At 57.8% G+C, this 16,408-nt stretch carries 12 protein-coding genes; all 12 read right to left on the bottom strand.

Annotation, left to right across the window (positions count from 1 at the left end; all coding sequences use genetic code 11):
- Positions 1-62 precede the first annotated feature (62 nt).
- Positions 63-1,940, bottom strand: a complete 1,878-nt coding sequence (locus WG622_RS00350; RefSeq protein WP_339401767.1) for an acyl-CoA synthetase — start codon at positions 1,938-1,940, stop codon at positions 63-65.
- Between the two features lie 224 nt (positions 1,941-2,164).
- A complete protein-coding gene (locus WG622_RS00345; protein WP_339401766.1) occupies positions 2,165-3,961 on the bottom strand; it encodes an ABC transporter transmembrane domain-containing protein in 1,797 nt (598 codons plus the stop codon).
- An 89-nt stretch (positions 3,962-4,050) separates the two neighbouring features.
- Positions 4,051-4,665: a LuxR C-terminal-related transcriptional regulator gene (locus WG622_RS00340; protein ID WP_339401765.1), complete on the bottom strand. Its 615-nt coding sequence runs from the start codon at positions 4,663-4,665 to the stop codon at positions 4,051-4,053.
- A 65-nt stretch (positions 4,666-4,730) separates the two neighbouring features.
- The gene (locus WG622_RS00335; protein WP_339401764.1) at positions 4,731-5,702 is read right to left on the bottom strand and encodes an alginate lyase family protein; all 972 of its coding nucleotides are present in this window, start codon (positions 5,700-5,702) and stop codon (positions 4,731-4,733) included.
- The gene (locus WG622_RS00330) at positions 5,702-7,822 is read right to left on the bottom strand and encodes a tetratricopeptide repeat protein (RefSeq protein WP_339401763.1); all 2,121 of its coding nucleotides are present in this window, start codon (positions 7,820-7,822) and stop codon (positions 5,702-5,704) included. The genes WG622_RS00335 and WG622_RS00330 overlap by 1 nt, the downstream gene beginning before the upstream one ends.
- 130 nt (positions 7,823-7,952) lie before the next feature.
- A complete protein-coding gene (locus WG622_RS00325; RefSeq protein WP_339401762.1) occupies positions 7,953-8,570 on the bottom strand; it encodes an alginate O-acetyltransferase AlgF in 618 nt (205 codons plus the stop codon).
- Between the two features lie 19 nt (positions 8,571-8,589).
- Positions 8,590-9,786: an alginate O-acetyltransferase AlgX-related protein gene (locus tag WG622_RS00320; protein ID WP_339401761.1), complete on the bottom strand. Its 1,197-nt coding sequence runs from the start codon at positions 9,784-9,786 to the stop codon at positions 8,590-8,592.
- Positions 9,787-9,890: 104 nt separating this feature from the next.
- A complete protein-coding gene (locus WG622_RS00315; RefSeq protein ID WP_339401760.1) occupies positions 9,891-10,910 on the bottom strand; it encodes an alginate O-acetyltransferase AlgX-related protein in 1,020 nt (339 codons plus the stop codon).
- A gap of 7 nt (positions 10,911-10,917) precedes the next feature.
- Positions 10,918-12,348, bottom strand: coding sequence for an MBOAT family O-acyltransferase (locus WG622_RS00310; RefSeq protein ID WP_339401759.1), 1,431 nt, complete (start codon positions 12,346-12,348; stop codon positions 10,918-10,920).
- Positions 12,348-13,781 carry a mannose-1-phosphate guanylyltransferase gene (locus WG622_RS00305; protein WP_339401758.1) on the bottom strand — a complete coding sequence of 478 codons (1,434 nt, stop codon included), beginning with the start codon at positions 13,779-13,781 and terminating at the stop codon, positions 12,348-12,350. Before WG622_RS00305 ends, WG622_RS00310 begins: the two co-directional genes overlap by 1 nt.
- A 45-nt stretch (positions 13,782-13,826) precedes the next feature.
- Positions 13,827-14,924, bottom strand: coding sequence for a hypothetical protein (locus tag WG622_RS00300; RefSeq protein ID WP_339401757.1), 1,098 nt, complete (start codon positions 14,922-14,924; stop codon positions 13,827-13,829).
- Positions 14,921-16,384 (bottom strand): glycosyltransferase, encoded by a 1,464-nt coding sequence (locus WG622_RS00295; protein ID WP_339401756.1) that lies wholly within the window; start codon positions 16,382-16,384, stop codon positions 14,921-14,923. The genes WG622_RS00300 and WG622_RS00295 overlap by 4 nt, the downstream gene beginning before the upstream one ends.
- Positions 16,385-16,408 lie beyond the last annotated feature (24 nt).

Raw genomic sequence — 16,408 nt, 5'->3', positions numbered from 1 at the left:
TCAAAAGAAAAGGGCGAAGGCCGCACCGACCTTCGCCCTTGTCGCAAATTATTTGCGAGGCGCTAAGCCGCCCACTCCCACGGGCGTGTGAAGGCCCCAAGGATGCGGGTCATGTCTTCTTCAGTCGCGTCATTGCGCTGAATTTGCGCCACAAGACCGCGTTTCTTGTCGTCAGAGACGCTCACCACGCGCGCCGGAGAGCCCGCCGCCTCAAGCGCTTCATTATAGATGCGCTCGATCGCCATTTTCCGCAGATCAGGCTTAAAGACCTTGCCGACCGCAGTCTTTGGAACCTCGGGCAGGATCTCGACGTATTTCGGCATTGCCGCTTTTTCCATGACGGTGGATTTGCAGTGCTCCATCAGCTCGTCAACACTCGCAGACGCGCCTTCAACCAGCTCGACGTAGACGCAGGGGATCTCACCTGCATAGGCGTCAGGCTGACCAATGGCGCCGGTCACGGCGACAGCAGGGTGCTGCACAAGAGCCTCTTCGATCTCGGCTGGGTCAATGTTGTGACCGCCGCGGATGATCAGGTCTTTGGCGCGGCCCGTGATCCAGACATAGCCGTCCTCATCAATACGACCCAAGTCGCCCGTGCGCAGGTAGTCGCCATGATATAGATCTGCGTTTTTCTCGGCCTCAGTATAGGTGTTGCCCACATAGACACCGGGGCTCGAGACACAGATCTCGCCGATCTCATTGGTCGGCACATCCACCGGTTTGCCGTCAGCGTCAGTGTTGTAAATCTTGACGTCCACATAGGGCAGCGGCACGCCGACAGAGCCGACTTTCTTCTCACCACCCGGAGGGTTACAGGACACAAGCGTGGTTGCTTCGGTCAGGCCATAGCCTTCGACGATGGCCACATCAGAGACGCTCTCAAAACGCTTGAACAGCTCCATCGGCATTGGGGCCGAGCCTGAGAAGGCGGTTTTCACTGAGGAGATATCCGCATTCACTTCGCGCTGCATCAGGGCGGCAACCGCCGTGGGAACAGTAATGATAAAAGAGATCTTCCAGCGTTCGATCAGCTTCCAGAAATTGTCGAATACCCCGTCGCCGCGATAGCCCGCAGGCGTTGGGAAGACCACATGAGAGCCTGCCTGAATGGCGGCCATCATGATAACGTGAACAGCAAAAACGTGGAACAGCGGCAGAGGACACATGATGTTGTCCTCATTGGTGAACAATAAATGATTGCCGATCCAGCCGTTGTAGATCATGCCGCTATACTGGTGTTGCGCCACCTTAGGCGTTCCCGTGGTACCACCGGTGTGGAAATAAGCGCCAACGCGGTCGCCGGTACTGTCCGCGAAATCCAGCGTTTTATTGTGCTTGTTCATCTCGGTGACGAAATCCAGCACCTTGGCCTTGTGGGTCACCGGGTTCTTTGGACGGATCAGCGGCACGATCCAGCTTTTGGGCGGCGTCAGATAGCGCAGCATGTCGATTTCCAGAACCGTGTGCACGTCTGGCGCCATGGCAATCGCCTCGGCCACTTTCTGAGGCACGTCGGTCTTGGGGAAGGCCTTGATGGTGACAACGACCTTACAGCCGGTCTCACGCAGGATGCCCGCGATCTGTTCCGGATCCAGGAGCGGGTTAATCGGGTTCGCGATACCCGCGATCATACCCCCAAAGAGCGTATAGAGCGTCTCGTTGGTGTTCGGCGTAATATACGCCACCGCATCGTTTTCCCCGACGCCCAGGCTACGGAACAGGTTCGCCGCCTGTACGGATTTGTCATAGAACTCGGACCAGGTGATGGTCTCGGCCTTGTCTTTGGGGCCAGAGGTGATCTGATAGCTGACCGCGCGACGACTGCCGTGGGTCTCTTTGGACCGCAGCAGCATCTCGTGGATGGTGGTGGGCAGATTGCGATCCGCAAGCGGCGTTGCGTTGATCTGCTGGATGTCACCAATATTGTCGAAACTCATATATTCCTCCCCTAGCGCCCTATTCTTAGACGTTTGCGCGCCTTGGACTTTCACCATATGCGACTTTTGCGGATCAAGGTTACCTTTGGGTCAACCTTGGCCGATCTGACAAAAGACGCTGCGTCGGTTTGTCCGACGCCCCTCTTTTCACAGGGTTACAGAGATTTAGGCACCGCGCAACAAATCTAAAGAACCGCGCGGTGCGAAAGTTCAAAAATTCGCGATTAAGCGGCGTCTTCGGCTGTAAATTGCAAACGCGCCAGTTTCGCGTAAAGCCCGCCTTGGGCGACCAATTCCGCATGCGTGCCTTGCGCGACGATCTGACCGGCCTCCATCACGATGATGCGGTCGGCTTTCTTAACGGTCGCCAGACGGTGGGCCACAATTAGGGTCGTGCGGTCCTTAGACAGGCCATCGACGGCCTGCTGCACCAGACGTTCGCTTTCCGCATCCAGCGCCGAGGTGGCTTCGTCCAACAACAGGATCGGTGCGTCGCGAAGGATGGCGCGGGCGATAGCAATGCGTTGCTTTTGACCACCAGACAACATCACACCGCGCTCGCCGACATAGCTGTCAAAGCCTTCGGGCAAGGCCGAGATAAAGTCATAGGCCGCGGCGGCTTTGGCGGCGGCGTCAACTTCGGCGTCTGTGGCCTCAGGGCGGCCAAAACGAATGTTTTCACGCGCCGTGGTTGCAAAGATCACCGGATCCTGCGGCACCAGCGCGATTTCCGAGCGGAAATCGGAGCGCTCCATATCGGTCAGCGCCACATCGTCAATGCGGATCTCGCCCGCCAGAGGATCATAGAAGCGCTGCAGCATCTGAATGATCGTGGTCTTGCCCGCGCCTGAGGGGCCGACAAAGGCCACGGTTTCTCCGGGCTGAATGGACAGCGTCACGTCCTTGAGCGCCGGGATATCGGGCCGCGCGGGGTAGTTGAAGCTGACCGCGTCAAAGTCGATCTGACCACGCGCGGGTTTGGGCAGGGCTTTGGCCGCTTGGGGATCTTTCACGCGGTCTTCGACCTGCAAGAGTTCAACCAGACGCTCGGTCGCGCCCGCTGCGCGCTGCAACTCTCCCCAGATTTCGGACAACGCCGCGACAGAGCCCGCGACCATCACCGCATAGATCACGAATTGGATCAAAGCACCTGCGCTCATGACATCTGTGCGCACGTCATTGGCGCCAATCCACAGGACGCCGACCACGCCGGAGAAGATCAGGAAAATCACGATCATCGTCATGACCGCGCGGGTGGTAATCCGTTTGTAGGCTGCCACAAGGGACTGGTCCGTCACATCCGAGAAGCTCTTGCGAGACTGCGCCTCATGGGTAAAGGCCTGCACGGTTTGGACAGCCAGCAAAGCCTCAGAGGCGTTGCCAGAGCTTTCGGCGATCTTGTCCTGGTTCTCGCGGCTGATCACGCGCAGGCGACGGCCCAATACCACAATCGGCACGATGACCAGAGGGACGATCAGCAAAACGAGGCCTGTCAGCTTGGCCGAGGTCCAAAGCATCAGGGCCAAACCGCCTGCGAAAATCAGAACATTGCGCAACGCCACGGAAATCGAGCTGCCGATGACCGAGAGGATCAGTGTGGTGTCAGTGGTGATCCGAGACAGGACTTCGCCGGTCATGATGCGCTCATAGAACGCGGGACTCATGCCGATCACGCGATCAAACACCGCTTTGCGGATGTCGGCCACAACGCTTTCGCCGAGTTTCGTCACGAGCATATAGCGCAGCGCCGTGCCCACGGCGAGCAAGCCTGCGACGCCAATAGCGGCAAGGAAATAGCCGTTCAAAAGTTCCGCATTGGCTGTGTTGAAATTGTCCACCACGCGGCGCACGGCAATTGGCAGCACCAGCGACACGCTGGCTGTCAGAACCAGCGCGACACCCGCAAAGAACACGAGCCACTTATAAGGGGCCAGAAATGGCGCAAGTTCGCGCAAAGCGCCGATGCGCTTGGATTTCTCGCGCTCTTCGTCGCTGGCATAGGGGGTGGGTTGGCGCGCCATAGAGTCCTCGCTTGCTGGTGCAAGCGTAAGTGGTCACAAAGCGGACGCGGGTCAAGAGGCAAAGGGCCTGCGCGCCAATTGGAAGCAGTTTAGTTGATCCAGCCCTGCTCGAGTGCATAGTCAAATACCTTGGAGCGATCAGACAGCCCCAGTTTCTGCACCGCGCGCGCCTTATAGGTTTCGACCGTCTTGGCACTGATATCCAGATCCATCGCGATTTGCTTGCTCGCAAGCCCCTTGGCTGTGCGCACCAGCACTTCTTTCTCGCGCAGGCTCAGCACGTCGTCGGGCAATTTATTCTGAGCGGGCCACAAAAGTTCCGCGAACCTTGGGTCAAAATAAACGCCGCCCCCAAGCACCGCTGCAATCGCTGCCTCTAGCTGGATGAGGGTCGAGTATTTTGACATGCAACCGTGAAACCCTGCGGCCAAAGCCTCTTGGATCGCAGGGCGCGAGACGGTGAAACTATAGGACAGCAACCGAGGTTTCCCGGAACCATTCAGAAGCGTTGTGCAAAACTGCTCCAGATCCTCTTCCAGATCGCAGGGGTCCAGAATAACCAGATCGACCTCTGCCTCACGAATGCGGGCGATTGGGTTGTCCGAAGCCGACCCCATGCACATACGTTCGCCTGGCACCGAAAGCTGTGCGGCGAGAGCCTCTGCCAAAGACGGATTCCGATCTATGATTAAAACCGTTTGCACAAATAACTTCCTAAAACTGCTCTTTTTATTTTTCCCAAAACTCTCAGGAAATTCTTTATGGTCGGTTAATGACCCCAGAGTTTGGTCTGATTTCCTCCGAGTTTTGAATTGCCTAGCGGGCGCAAATCACGCGCAAGCTCTCGTGCAGGTCCCGAGGCCTCTAGTGTAAAGTATGCCTCGATCCATGCGAGTTCATGCTGCGCGAGCGTTTCCGTTCCATTAAAGTAACTCTGAATAACGCCGGTGCGAGCCGCGGTTTTTGCGCCACTCTCTATGTCCGAAAGCGCGTATTCCGCCGCGCGCCGTAGCGCCGCCTCGCACGGCACTGGCACCTGCGCCTGTTTTTGAAACGCCGCCAAGACAACAAGCGGCGCAACCGCATGCAGTTGATAATGTAAACTAAATTGCCCGCGACGCATCTCGATTGGCAGGCTGCCATCCGCGTTGGCAGCGCAAATGACTTGCGCTTGCCCGGCCCTGGGCCACTCCATCAAAATCGTTGATCCCTGTAGCTCTCCGATCACCCAAACCGCTAGGCTGGCCCAAGCCCGCAAGTTGCCTTTACGGGCCAAAGGTGGGGCTTCGGCCTCCCAGAATGACACCTGCGCCCGAGCGCGTCGCGAAAGCCATTGCGTGGCATCTCTCAAGTCAGCCTCCGTCGCGCCAGCCGCCTTCAAGCGCCGCGCAAGGATGGCAAAACCGGCAAGGCGCGCCCCGATTGTCAAACGGGCCTGTAGTGTTTGAAGCTCTGCAAACCCATCCTGCTGCGCCCAATGCTGCAAGTGCGATATCAAACACCCCTGTGCATCTGGATCTGGCAAATCATCCGCAACACGCGCCAAAGCCCGCAGAGCATCATCTATAGGTGCCACCGCAGCTTTCATCTGCGCATGTTGCGATTTTGATATCTGAGACTTCGTCGGATCTCCTGCCACGTAGGGGCTTGGATAGCTGAGAGTGCTGGGCACATCCGTAAAGTCCGGACATGCAACCAAGGGATCCGCGACCCCGAGAAACAGAACCCAAAGGAAGCGCATCACAATGACTCGGTTAGCTCTGCGATTTTGCTCTGGAGTATCCCAGCTTCGATAGGGTCATAGAGCGGCGTCTCGGGGTTTTGCAAAAGCGCGAGCAGGCGTTTTCCCGCTGTCAGCTCTCCACCTTGAAAGGCCGCAGAAAATAATTGTACGGCGGACTGTGCCTCTTGCATCCCCAACCACTTCAGCCGAGCTTCGCCGAGATGCATCAATGCCCAGGGTTTGTCGCCGTGCAGATGTTCTGCGATCTCAAGGAACTGAGCAAGTCGTTCAAAGGCCCCGACACGACCTGACACGCGCGCGACGGCCATTGCAGACTTGAAGTCACAGGGCATTTTGCCGATCGCAAGGTCCAGAACCCTAAGCGGCCTATCCGCGTTGGGCGTCGCCAATAGCAGGGCATCAAAGTCGCCTTTTCGCAAAAGGTCGTTCAAATGCGGCGGCAAGATCTTGTGAACACCCTCGCCGCGCACAGAGGCCAGCATTCTCAGAGCAGCGCCAGATCCCTGTGAGGTTTCCTGGATCAAACGAGCCTCAAGCGCGGGGCCTTCCATGATTATCGCATTTGAGAAGGCCATCATCGCGGCTGTGCCATCCCTGTCGTGGATTTGGGTGAGCAACCGCTTGGCATCCTCTCGCCATTGCGCCGAGGCAAGACGATCCGCTTCAACAGCGGCCTGCTGCTCCAAAAGCTGTCCGAAACCCTGCGTATACAGATCCCAGAACGCGACAGATGCGATGTCGTTTTGGGCTTTCACATGCGGGAACCAAAGCTCTAGGGCAGAGTGCCGACGATAAAGCGCTTGCGATTGGAGGGCCGCGATCAAATCACCCTCGCTTTGAGGCAAAGGCGGATCTGCGGCCTCATATTGCGCGCGCCAATACAAGGCCTCATCCACATGTGGGCTGTCTGCTGATTTACACATATAAGCGTCAAACAGCTTTTTGGCCTCGCCCGTACTGCCGTGAACAGCAACGGCCTCTGCAAGCAAATCCACCGCTTGCCCAAACCCGTCAGCTATCGAGCGATCTGACAGCAACAATTCGGCAAGACGTGTCATGGCTTCGCGATCTCCGAGATCCGCAGCTTTTCGATAGAGACCAATGATTTTAGCATCCGGGCTTTTCTCTGCTTTCAGACGCGCGTTGGCCAATCTGGTAAAGACCCAGGCGGGCGGATCCTCTGTTTCGCTTAGGCGTTCTAAGGCGGAGTGCCAGTGCGGACCGGAATTGGGAAAAGACTCATTGTGATCTTCAAGAAACAAGGCCAGTCGCACCAAACCCGCGCGATATCCTTGATCCGCCGCTCGGGTAAAAAGCTCTTTCGCGCGCTCCAGATCCTGCGCCACCAATGCGCCGCGCTCATAAACTCGCCCTAAAGCCACTTGCGCGAATGGCAAACCCGCCTCGGCCGCCTGTGTAAGGTATCTTATGCGCACCTGCGTGTCGGGAAGGACCTCTTCGGCCAGGCGCTGCAATTCATAGACCTTCCAAGCCGCATTGGCATCTCCGAGATCGGCCGCAAAGCGCAGCCAGGCCTGTCCCAATTCAGCATTCTGCTGCACAAGGTCGCCAGTGAGATAGGCCCGCGCGATACGACTGCTGCGATCGCAGACGCCAGAATTCAGAGGTGTGATCAAGGTTTTAAAGGCCGTCAGGACACTGTCTTTGGCCGGCATGTCCCACTGAACTGGCGCGGTCCCTTTGCTGTGGCGGCTGGCGAGCGTCAGTAGTGCATCAGGATGTCCCAAGCGCGCTGCTGTCACCAGATACTGATCCGCCAAAACCGGGTCGGTTTTCACCCCTAGCCCATCGCCATAGTAGCGTGCCAAAGCCCGAGACACCTGCGCCGAGGTTCCATTGCTGAGCGCTGCGAGCTCTGGCACCAATTGCCGCGCACGAATGTCCTGATCCGCACCTGCTGCGCGCAAAACCTCGATCTCGGCCAACAAAGCGCGTTTTCCCACAAACTTCGGATCGCGTTTGGCCAGTTCAGCGATGATCCTCAGAATGAGCGCCACATGCTCCGCTGCGTTTTCTTTACGCAAAGTTGCTATGTCGCGCGATGCCGTTGCTGAAGATAGGCCTTCTGGCCATCCCTGCACCGCCCACGTGTCCATGATCTGATCAAGTCTGCGCCCGTTAGCACATTGGTCTTGCTTGGGCACATACGGCGGAGGGAAAGACAGATCTATGGGCTGGGCCGAGCCGAACTCTGGCAAGCCGCAGATCAAGACCAGAAGAAATGCCCTAGCGTTCATAGCGGTTCGGCAGAGCTTGTGCAGTGTAGTCTCCGCCCGATCCTGTCAGCAAAAACGTGACGCCCGATTTACGGGCTAGGTCGACACCCGACAAGACGGCCAGCGTTCGATCGCTCGCGCGGAACTCGAAGTCCAGCGTCAATGGCGCGCGTACCGCACGGGTCGCGAATTTTTCGGGTGCAACATCTGTGAACACTTCGGTCTTGGCCTGCGGAACAAAGAGCGCCAGATCCTCGACGTCTGACAGGTTGATCAAAGTCACATCCGCCTTGGCGGGGTGATTGGCGATGGGATCCTCGACAGCCTCGGCCTGCCCGCCTTCACGGATCAATAGGTTCACATGGCGTCCCGACGGTAGATCGACCCAGGTTTGGCCCTCAGCCCATGCAACCTCTGTGCGTCCAGAGGGTAAAATATGAAATGGGCTGAGCCCTGGCGCGTCGATCCTGTGGGACTTGCCCGCGATATTCACGAAACCTGTACCCGTCATCAGAACGCGCAGAAAACCCGCGTCGGGATCAATCGCCTCAGGATAAAGACCCACATCGCCTGCATTCAGCGGATTCGTGAAAAGGCAAAGCAACGCCAGTTTGAAAAATCGGGTCATTGTCGTCTCCTTTTTTGGGCTAATTGCACAAGAAAAAGCGCGCCGATGTGGTGTTGGCATTTGGCGCCTCCACGCGCAGTTGTGTCGGAAATTCGGTCCCAAAGCCTGACAACGGCATGAAAAAGCGTCCGGTCGGGGTCTGGCGGGAACTGCGCTGGACAACCCGCCGTCGGGTTGAGCCATCTGGCATCTCAAAATTGAACGCCACGCGGCGCGCATCAGCCATACCAAGATCCAGCAGAACGGTATCTCGCGTAGTCGCATCTTGCGGTATGTCCACCTCCGGGCCTCCGCCATCAGAGCCGACCAATTCCTTGCGACACTTGCCCCGCGCCGCCGCAATAAGCTCGCGCATCGGCTGATCTCCAAACCGTGTTAGGGAATTGTAGATAGGGTTTTCCCAGAGCAATATTGCGGGCGGGTTTTCGTGAAACTCGCGAGACGTCAGGTAGTCTTGAATTGCCCCAAACTGATTGCCACCCGTCAGCGCATAGTTGACCACATCAAGCCCCGTTGCCTCTGAAATAAACCCCGCGAAGTTATTGATGTCGCTGTCAGAAAAGCTCGTGCCGACCAAAGCGATCTGGGCACTCTCCGCCTCTGCGAACAAGTCTACCGACGCAGTTTCGCCCTCCGGCGTTTTGTCCGTTTCAAAACCCGTTGTAACCACGGGTGGCAGAGCGTCATGGCAGGAAAGTTGCAAAAGCCGCCTTAAGCCAGAAAAGGCGGTTTTTGGGCCCACGGACTGACTGGTATAGCGGGCTTTCTCCATCGCTTGATAGTTGGGCTCGCGCTGCAAGCGTTCAGCCACAGCCATGGCGGCGGCACGCGCGCCAAAACTAGTCCAGTGAAAATCCGCTTTGAAAAATGGTGGCGTTGCCGAGGCAAGGCTGGTCATCTGCGGCAGTGCATCGACTGTCGCGACCCCGGCGGCCTCAAATCTTGCGATGAGGCCTTGAAACACACGCCCAGCAAGGGCTGCGTCATAGCCATAGAGCCGCGCATCTCTTGGCAACATCTGGGGCATCGCAAGCCCTTTTGTCGGAACAGGCAAATAGACAAGCAGCGTGCCATTTTCTGCCAAGGCGCGCGACAGCTCTGCCATATATTCGATGGCTTGCTGCGATACACGATGATCCATGCGCAGATCCGACTGGATGCGATAGAACACGCCGTCGTTGCCCTCAAGCACCGCCGTTTCCTTGAGTAGTGCCAAACCCTTACACCCATATTGCGAGGCAGCGGCACTGCTGGCCCAAAGGACACATGCAAGAACCCAAAGCGGCATAGAAGCCCACGTAAGCCAGCCGGCGAGCCTCCTCATTGCACGCGCTCCAGGACATTCGGGTCTGTCAGATATCTGACCGGAAATTCCCAGATCACCGTGGCCTGCGGGTCGCGATCCTTTCGCTCCAGATAGGCTTTCATCGGCACCAAAGGCCCCTGCCCTGCGGTCGCAAAATTCAGAATGTCGCGGGCCAGTGCAACTTTCAAAGCATCCTCAAATCCCCAACGTGGATTTGCCGAATAGCTGGTGCCCACCAACGCATGCGCGCCCCGAGGTTCGGCGAACAGATCCTTGGATTCACCGAGTTTGATCCTCGCCCGAAACACATTCGCTGTTTCGCGCGGCAAACCTACGAATGGGGCCAACCTTGCGTGGGTTACGAAGGGAATAAGGTCTCCGGTGAAATGGTCGGGTGTGGGCACAGTGACTTGGACATCTGCGTTGCCTGTAAGGGATGGAAAACTCCGAGCCATGAGATCTGCAACAAACCGCGCGCCTTTGGGTGTCCAATGCGTGTCCGTTTTAAAAAAGCTGTTTTGCCCCTCTAAAGCAGGCGCTGCGTCCAAATAGGCGACACCGCCCGCGCGCAATGCCGCAACCAAGCGATGTTTTTGCCGCGCCACTTCCGGCGACAGCGTGAGCCCCAGACTCTCGGCTTTGGGTGGCAACAAGACAACGATGACCTGCCCGCCCTGGGCCTGAATGTGTTGAGCGAAATCAACGATCTGATGTCGCAGACCACGCGCCGACTCCTCGGGCAGAGGGGGGCGAAATTCCTCTTCCGACAAAAGCCACCCTTCAGGCGCAACGCGCACGCCCTCTCGGCCTTCTCGCAGCAGGGCATAGCGCAGCGCTCCGATAGCGGCCTGAGCAAAGGGGGCGTGCAATTGCTGATCCGCATAGAGTTGATCGAGTGAGTGGCTCAAAGAATGATCCCAAACGAGAGGTTTGGGTGCAGAGGCATTGGGAACCAAAAGCATCATATTCACCAGAACCGCGTATCCGAAAAAAATGATCGGGATCAAAGTGATATGCAATTTCTTCAAGGGCATTGAGACCTCAAAACTGGAAATAGAGGAACGGCGAGAAACTTTGCTCGGCCAGCTTCAACACAGCCGCTGCTCCGATCAAAAGCACAGTCGGCGTGACCCAGAGCGCGATGGTCTGTCCTTGCGGCGTGGAATGCCGACTGCCGGCATCACGACGGGTTGGGCGCGCGACGATATTTGGTTCAAGACAGACGACAAAGGCGGCAAGCACCGTCATCACCAAGCTTTCCCGCGTGATCGTGAGGACTTTTTCAAAGGTTAGCTCGATGCCGTTGAGCCCGGCCATCCCGGCATACATCGAGACGGCGTCCGGCACGGTGGCTGCGCGAAACATGACCCAACCGACCAAAACTGCCAAAAGCGTCACTACGCGCGCCCCGGCAATATGTTTAGCGCGCCGTGCCCAATCAATCTTGCGCTCGAGCGCCAGCAGCCCCCCATGCCATGCGCCCCATAAAACAAACGTCCAATTGGCGCCGTGCCAGAGCCCTCCCAAAAGCATGACGATCATCAAGTTGACATAGGTGCGCCCTGTCCCAAGCTGATTGCCGCCTAAGGGGATATAGAGATAATCCCTAAGCCAGGTCGACAAAGAGATGTGCCAGCGGCGCCAGAACTCGGTGATTGAGCGCGAGATATAGGGAAAGCGGAAGTTTTCAGGGAAGGTGAAGCCCATCATGCGTCCTAGCCCGATAGCCATGTCGCTATAACCCGAAAAGTCAAAATAGAGCTGCAGGGCATAGGCAATGGCCGCGAGCCAGGCGAGCGTCGCAGAAGGGCTGTCAGCCGCAAACCCTGCATCCACCAAAGGCGCGATGGAATCCGCCAGCAGCACCTTTTTGCCCAGACCGATCAAGAACCGCGCCAGACCTTCGCTGAATTGCGTGACGGAATGGCTGCGATGTTGAAACTGAGCCTCTAGGTCTTTGTAGCGCAGAATAGGTCCAGCAATCAGCTGCGGGAACAGCGCGATGAAGGCCGCGAAATCCAGCAAGCGATGCGCTGCACGGGCGTCGCTGCGGTGGACATCCACCAGATAGCTGATGGCCTGAAACACATAAAAGGAAATGCCAATCGGCAGGATCAGGCGCCAGTGGACGCCGATCTCTTCGGGCGTTCTTCCGACCAAGGCTGTTGCGCTATCGATGAAGAAATTCAGATACTTAAAGGTGGCCAGAACCCCGAGGCATCCGATCACGCCTATGGCCAGATAGAGCCGCCCCAGCGGCAAGGCTCGGTAAAAAGCGATCCGTTGGCCGATCCAGAATGTAAACCCCGTCGTGGCGATCAAAAGCAGCAGGAAATCCATCCGCCACCAGCCATAAAACACATAGCTGCCGATCAGGATCGTAAGGGACCTCCATCGGCTGGGGGTCAGGAAGTAAACTGCCATAAACACAGGCAAAAACAGGAACAGGAAGGTTTCAGATGAGAAAACCATTACTGAACCTCGCGGTGCAGGTCTAAGGCCACATGGGTCACCTCCGGTACAGCATGAACCTGCGCTGAACCGCGATGGGTCATCATCAGGGCTTCGACTTCGCTGTCATCGGGGTTTTCAAGATGGGCCTGCGCGCCCTGTTCAAGCACCAATTGGTCTTTGGTGCTAAGCCAGGAACTTTTGCCGTTCTGCATCACGTTCAAACGCCCTGCCAACAAGACGATCTGACGATCTGGCGTGCCCTTCAGGTTTATCGCGCTGCCTCCGGCAATGCGCAGAAGGGACATATCTACCTGCCCTGCTTGCTTCAGCCTCAGACTTTCGCCCCAACTGAAATCGGACGGCGCGCTTTGGGTGGGATCATGCGGAAAACTGCGCGCTTCCTGGCGTCGGGTCTTTTTCAGACGTTCCACAACATGGCGCACGCTTTGGCAGCGGCCGCGTTTTGTAACCAGCAGAGCATCGGGCGTATCCACGACGATCAGATCAGAAACACCAACCACCGCGACAAGCTTACCATCCGCGCGCACCATCGAGTTCTTGGTCTCGACGCTCAGGACATCCCCATGCAAGAGATTGCCCTCGGCGTCCTGATCGCCAATCGCATGCATCGAAGTCCAACAGCCGACGTCATCCCATTCTACGTCCAGCGGCATCATCAGCATGCGATCAGAGCGTTCAAAGATCATCTGCTCTGTCGAGCCATTTGCTGCTCGTGCATAAGACGGACGGCTCAGAAGGTTTTCCTGTGCGCCGCAAACAGCGGCCTTCACGGCCTCGAGCGTTTCAGGTGCAAAGCGGGCGAACTCTGTGATCAGGGTTTCCGCAGTAAAAAGCGAAATCCCGCTGGCCCAATAGGCTGACCCCGACGCGATCAACTGCGAGGCTTTGAAGTGAGAAGGTTTTTCAACAAAGCCGCCACAGCGCCGTACGCCGTCCAATCCAGCGACGCGTCCTGTGTCCAAGATATAACCAAAACCGGTTTCTGCGTAGCGGGGCGTGACTCCAAAGACCACGATATGGCCACTTTGGGCCGCAGTCGCGGCGGTTTTGATGGCCTTGGTCACATCGCCTCTGATCACATGGTCTGAAGGCGCGACCAACATAAGCGCTTTGGGGTCTTTGCGCGCCAGTGTCAGCGCCGCAGCAAGCACCGCGGGGCCAGTTCCCCGGGGCAATGGCTCTAGCAGCACATGCGCCTTTCGGCCGAGTGCCGCTAATTGCTGCGTCACCACATGTGCGTATCGGCTGCCCGATACAACAAAGGGCACACCGAACCCCGGCGCCACGTGGCGCAGCAAGGTTTGCTGAAAGAAGGTCTGAGACCCCACGCCCTCAACTGGCTGAAATTGCTTGGGATTCAAATCCCGCGACATCGGCCAAAGCCGCGCCCCTGACCCGCCGCAAAGGATAACTGGAGTAATGTCTTTCATATCGGGTCTCCGATGTGAGTGCCACGTGTTGGCGTTTCTAGGGGGTCAGTTCCTTTCTGAGGCCAGCGCGGCTAGCTCTGAAAGACGGGATTTCACAGAGCGGGCCATGCGACCGTTGAGTTTATTAAAGCGAAGACGCGCGATGGTGCCGTCCGAGGGCACAGGGGCGCCTTGTGGCCAGACGATTGTGGCCGTGGGCTGCGCCTTTGAGGTGTCCATCCGAAGCGCCACCTGAACGACCTGGCCAGTTGCAAAGACCACCTCGGCCTGGTCTCCGGCGAGATAGCGTTCTAGACCGCGTTGAGACAGCAGCGCATGGGCCACAGGCGTGCTGTCCTGAGGCAAAAGCGTGAGAATAGGGTCTCCGCCCAGAACCGTGGCCCCTGCAAAGGCTCCATCGGCCAGTTCGCTGGCGCAGTCGCAGGGCATCCGCAGGCTGAGAAAATCGCCTCGGTTTGTGATCAGAGTATAGGCAACCTCGCCCTCGGCGGCGTCGGGGTTGACCATGGCGATCTGGCCCGAGGCCGTGGCGCGTAGGGTTTGCACATCCTGTGTGATCACCAAGGGGCGCGCTTCCTGTGTCAGGATCACTCGTTGATAGACCAGATCCGCCGCGGCAAATCCGAAAAGCAAGCCAAGCAGAGCCAGCATCACTGTGGTCCAGGAAACCAATGACCCGCCCTTGGCCTTGCGCGCCACATGCGGTGTGACATGCGAGTGCGTCGCCCCTGTGCTGAGCAACTGGCCCAAGGTGATCGTATCACCCGCAATAAAACTGTTGACCAGATAGCGCAGCGGCGACAGATGCCCGTCGGTGGGATGGGTGAAGAACACCGACACCGGCGCTTGCGGATCTTGGACGTCCTGAGACAGGATCGCATCGGCAAATAGGGTCACCGAAAACCCGTCGAAATCAAACCTCAGCGAGACCAGCTCGTCCTGATATTCCAGATCCGGCGGCAGACGGCCAGCGACCAGCGCTTTGGTCAAGGATATGCTGATCCCCTCCATCGTCAGACCGCCTATGGTGATCTGAAACGGCAGGTGGACCTGCGGAAACTCGCTGTGGAACGCCAGTTCCGCGTCAACGTCCTCGGACTCATAGCCTAAATCTTGCTCCCTCAGAAGCGTATCGGTTGTCATAGGGCACCCTCAAATCCAACAAGATAAAAGACCCCCAACAAAAGCCATCCAACCGCTAGCGCGTGCAGATAGCCGGTGCCCAGCTGGCGGGTGATTTTACGCCAGCCGGGCCCTTGGGGTGCCCCCACCCCGAAACTGGAAACTGTGGTCTGGCGCGTCCATTTCTGACGGTCCAAACGGAATGTGACATAGCTTTTGACCAAAGCCCCCATGAGCTGGCTGAAGTAAAGCAAGACCGGATAGGTGACCGGAAAACCACGCCCGCGAAAGGCGCTGAGCGCCGTGCAAAAGACATATCGGGTGAACAGAACCCAGGCCGCATAGGCCACAAGGATCATCGGATCATACAAAAGCGCAGCCAGCACCGCAGCGCTTGGGCCCGCAAGCGTCGTCCAGATCGAGATGCGTTGATCCAGCAGCGACCACCACACAAAGGTGCCGATGTCCTTGCGCGGCAATGCCAAAGCGCGCGCATTGGTGCGCAGCATATTGCCAAACCAGCGGGTCATCAGGGTCACGGCGCTCGTCACAAACCCCGCCTTTGGCTGGCTCTCCATCGAGATCGATTGGACGTCCGGCAGATAGGTCATCTCAAACCCCTGCTTCAGCAGCCAGAACCAGGTGGATTTGTCGTCTCCGGTCAGGAAGGCAAGGCGGCCAAAACGCCAGTGGTCGATGTGGTCATGCTGCACAAGGCGAATGAAATCGGGATTGGTGGCCAGATCCGCGCGAAAGACAGACATACGCCCCGTCAGGGTCAAGACCCGCCGCGCCAGCGCCATCGAGCACATCATCACCTGACGCTGATCAAACCTCAGGCGGAACCAGTCCTGAAAAAGACCCGCTTCCTCGATCTCTGCCGCCTCATCCGTGGTCAGGGCCCCCACCCTATGATCCGTGAAGAACGGCGCAGATTTTTCAACGATATCAACGGGCACACAGCTATCCCCATCCACGAGCAGGACAACGTCCTCTCTGGTTGGGCAGGTTTTGGCTATGTGGCGCAGCCCGGCTGCCAAAGCATCACGCTTGCCGGTTCCGGGAATGCGATCCATCACCAGACTGACGGAGTGTGCCCCCGCACATTGGCGATCAAACAAGGTTCGGATGAGCCGCGCATCAGCGGCATCCACAACCGAGGCCACCACCTGCGCACCACCCTTCGCGGCCATCGCTGCGGCAAAGACGCTGCGATAGACGCGAAGAGTGACGTCGGTGGGGATACGGTAAGAGGTCACGAGAAAATGTGCCCGCGCGGAGCGTCCGCGTTCGGCATAGGCCGCGAGCGCGCGCGCCTTGCGACGCGGGTAAGCGACCCGACGAAACCAAATGGCGCGGGAGAAATTCAAAACCGCCCAGCTATAGCGCCAGATCCCGAGCGCTCCGATCACGACAAATGCCTCGCGTGCGCCGGACAAATCCGTCGCGCTGACAAGGATCGTCAAAAGCGCAAGGCTCATGAGATATGTCGCGTGACCCAGCAT

Source organism: Cognatishimia coralii, from assembly GCF_037478305.1.
GTDB classification, from domain to species: domain Bacteria; phylum Pseudomonadota; class Alphaproteobacteria; order Rhodobacterales; family Rhodobacteraceae; genus Cognatishimia; species Cognatishimia coralii.
Note: the sequence above shows the minus strand (reverse complement) of the source record. Positions and strands in the feature narration are given on the sequence as shown.

Coding starts and splice junctions, on each gene's coding strand:
- WG622_RS00295 (WP_339401756.1), bottom strand. CDS start 16,384: ATGAGCCTTGCGCTTTTGACGATCCTTGTCAGCGCGACGGATTTGTCC.
- WG622_RS00300 (WP_339401757.1), bottom strand. CDS start 14,924: ATGACAACCGATACGCTTCTGAGGGAGCAAGATTTAGGCTATGAGTCC.
- WG622_RS00315 (WP_339401760.1), bottom strand. CDS start 10,910: ATGCCCTTGAAGAAATTGCATATCACTTTGATCCCGATCATTTTTTTC.
- WG622_RS00335 (WP_339401764.1), bottom strand. CDS start 5,702: ATGCGCTTCCTTTGGGTTCTGTTTCTCGGGGTCGCGGATCCCTTGGTT.
- WG622_RS00345 (WP_339401766.1), bottom strand. CDS start 3,961: ATGGCGCGCCAACCCACCCCCTATGCCAGCGACGAAGAGCGCGAGAAA.
- WG622_RS00325 (WP_339401762.1), bottom strand. CDS start 8,570: ATGACCCGATTTTTCAAACTGGCGTTGCTTTGCCTTTTCACGAATCCG.
- WG622_RS00350 (WP_339401767.1), bottom strand. CDS start 1,940: ATGAGTTTCGACAATATTGGTGACATCCAGCAGATCAACGCAACGCCG.
- WG622_RS00305 (WP_339401758.1), bottom strand. CDS start 13,781: ATGAAAGACATTACTCCAGTTATCCTTTGCGGCGGGTCAGGGGCGCGG.
- WG622_RS00330 (WP_339401763.1), bottom strand. CDS start 7,822: ATGGACACGTGGGCGGTGCAGGGATGGCCAGAAGGCCTATCTTCAGCA.
- WG622_RS00310 (WP_339401759.1), bottom strand. CDS start 12,348: ATGGTTTTCTCATCTGAAACCTTCCTGTTCCTGTTTTTGCCTGTGTTT.